The organism is Leisingera sp. S232, assembly GCF_049800895.1.
GTDB lineage: Bacteria > Pseudomonadota > Alphaproteobacteria > Rhodobacterales > Rhodobacteraceae > Leisingera.
In genome coordinates this window covers 1-2,409 of the sequence record NZ_JBNAFX010000078.1, presented here as the reverse complement: position 1 = coordinate 2,409, position 2,409 = coordinate 1, and the positions used below count along the sequence as shown (strand labels likewise).

At 56.7% G+C, this 2,409-nt stretch carries 4 protein-coding genes; 2 read left to right on the top strand and 2 right to left on the bottom strand.

The features are described 5' to 3' along the window. A partial coding sequence (locus tag ACP151_RS21270) for a type II toxin-antitoxin system Phd/YefM family antitoxin (RefSeq protein WP_424980764.1) occupies positions 1–260 on the top strand: 260 nt, incomplete at its 5' end. Then, positions 257–514: a Txe/YoeB family addiction module toxin gene (locus ACP151_RS21265; RefSeq protein ID WP_424980763.1), complete on the top strand. Its 258-nt coding sequence runs from the start codon at positions 257–259 to the stop codon at positions 512–514. The genes ACP151_RS21270 and ACP151_RS21265, both read left to right, overlap by 4 nt. A 1-nt stretch (position 515) precedes the next feature. On the opposite strand, the gene ACP151_RS21260 is transcribed toward ACP151_RS21265, so the two are convergent. Both ACP151_RS21260 and ACP151_RS21255 read right to left on the bottom strand, forming a co-directional pair. Beyond that, positions 516–1,142, bottom strand: a complete 627-nt coding sequence (locus ACP151_RS21260) for a hypothetical protein (RefSeq protein WP_424980762.1) — start codon at positions 1,140–1,142, stop codon at positions 516–518. Between the two features lie 318 nt (positions 1,143–1,460). Next, positions 1,461–2,409: calcium-binding protein (locus ACP151_RS21255; protein ID WP_424980782.1), on the bottom strand; the 949-nt coding region annotated here is incomplete at its 5' end.

Here is a 2,409-nt window from a genome sequence, read left to right as displayed (position 1 = left end):
CCATGGACGTGATGAAGTTTTCAGAGGTCCGCCAGGAATTGGCGGCGACAATAGATCGCGCGACGCAGGATTGTATCCCGATCGTGATCACCCGGTCCGGGGGTAAGCCCGCTGCCGTGCTTCTTTCCCTTGCTGAATACGAATCATTGTTGGAAACGCAGCATCTTTTGGGATCTGAGGCGAATATCCGCCAGTTGGTCGAAGCGCTGCGCGACCTGTCAGACGGGTTGCCTGCGGCAGAGGTCGGGAAGCAGGAATGAGAAAGCTGCGCTTTGCCGCACCGGTCTGGGAGGATTATCTGACCCTGCAACGGGCCGAACCTGCCCTGTCTGCCCGGCTGGATCAGCTATTGGACGCCTGTTGCCGCACGCCCTATGACGGGATCGGGCGACCTTGTGCTTTGGCCTCCCCCTTGAACGGATGGTGGTCACGCAGGCTGACCCATCGCCACCGTCTGGTGTATCGCGTGGTCGGTGATCAAATCTGGGTGGCGCAATGTCTCAGTAAGGTGTGAGTCACGTCGCGCGTGTCTCTATCCAGGCAACGGCAATGCTGTCATCTGCAGCGCGATAGGGTATGGCATAACCCTGCGCAGTTTTCAGTGCCGGATTTTGCCGCGCGGCACGCAGCCCCTGCGTAAGACCGCCCGATTTGACCAGCGCACGTTCTTCGGCATCCGCCGTGGATGAGATCCAGGCATTCAGATGGCGCAGCATGTCGGCCTCGGTGCTGATCCCCAGGGCGGCAAAGGCCGCCGGTTCACCTATCAGGGGCAACACCTCACCCATAAGGGACTTGTCTGTCGACTCAACAATCTCAAGCCGCCCCCGTTCGGTGAAGGCGCACAGGATGAGCGTCTGTTTCCGCGTGATTTGTGGCAGGCGCGCAGACAATTCTTCAACCGCACGCGGCGGGAGGCATGCGTCGTTGAGCATGTCCTGAGTGGCATGTGTGATCAGCCAAGCATTATCACCCAGCCGCAATCTGACCCATCCTGCGTCCCGCAGATTGTTCAACGCGCGCCAAATGCCCATACGGGAAAGCTGGGGCAGAATATTCTGTAAGTCGTTCAAAACCACCGGGCCGCTATGCGCAACGGCGCGATAGACTGCCAAAGTGCGGGTGGTAGGGGTATCAGCCATATTGGAAAGCTCTTTTGTAGCTTCGATCTTGTATGGTTTGGACCGGATATTGTTTCAACCCCCGCGTTCTTTTTGCAAAACGGAAAGTCTCATCAGCGAGGTAGATCAGCAATCTGTGCCGGGGCGTCTTTTCCGGACGGTCACAGAAAGACAAATCACCGGTGATCAGAAGATCGCCGGTGATCTGTTTAAACTGCCTCCATTCAGGTCATCAGGACGACCTCAAGTCGATCAGCCTCTTTGCTGTTTTGCAAGATGGACCCACCGTGGGTTTTGGTGCTTGGGCAAGTCCACCTTGTCGAGGTTCGCAGGCTATTATCAGATAATATCCTCCAGTTCCTCTTCTTCCTCTTCGAGCACAGCTGCGTTTTCCGCTATACGTGCTTCCTCTTCAGGGGAACGCATAAGCGACATGAAGTCGGGGTCTGCTTCCACCTCGAATTGGATGACTTCGAAGTTCTCGTAGCTGATATCCGCAATCTCCCCGTCTTCATCCCCACCTAAGATGATAAACTCACCCACGGGCCCAATAGCGTCTTCGCCGCTGGCAGGCTCGGTACCGTTTAGGATATCCGACAACAGGTAGTTCGCTTCCGGGCCAAAGTTGACGACGTTCGAGCCGTCCTCCGGATAAAAATTACCGAAGGCATTGTCAGAGATACCATTGATATCCTCGTCGACCCGGCTTGCCGCAATCGTATCAGTGAAGCTGATCTTGTCGTTCTCACCTTCGATTTCGTCCGCCTCGAAGTTCTCGATGCTGGTGAACTGACCAAAGGAGCCAGTATCGCTGTGGAAGACACCTCCGTCACCATCGTTGGAAACAGTGACCCGGATGTCGCCGTCGCCGTTGCCAGTGAGCGTATCGTCGCCCGCACCACCTGTCATTTGCTCAAAGCGGCCATCGCTGCGGATGATGACGTCGTCGCCGTTGCCAGCATCGATCACATCGTTGCCTTCGCCGCCATCGATGGTGTCGTTGCCTTCACCAGCATTGATCTGGTCTTCACCGCCGTTGCCAAAGATCTCGTCATCAAGGCCATCGTCGCCATCGATCTGATCTCCATCCGCATCGGTATAGCCCGGGTTCATCACTTCGCCCGTATCCAGACCGTCGACAGGACCTGCGTTACCGGTATCGTCCGGTTCCACGGTAACCGCAACCTCGGCGGTGTCCGTCAGCTCACCATCACTGATCGTGTAGGTGATCGTGTCGTCACCGTCAAAGCCTGCGTCCGGCGTGTACTCCAGCGTGCCATCGGCGTTG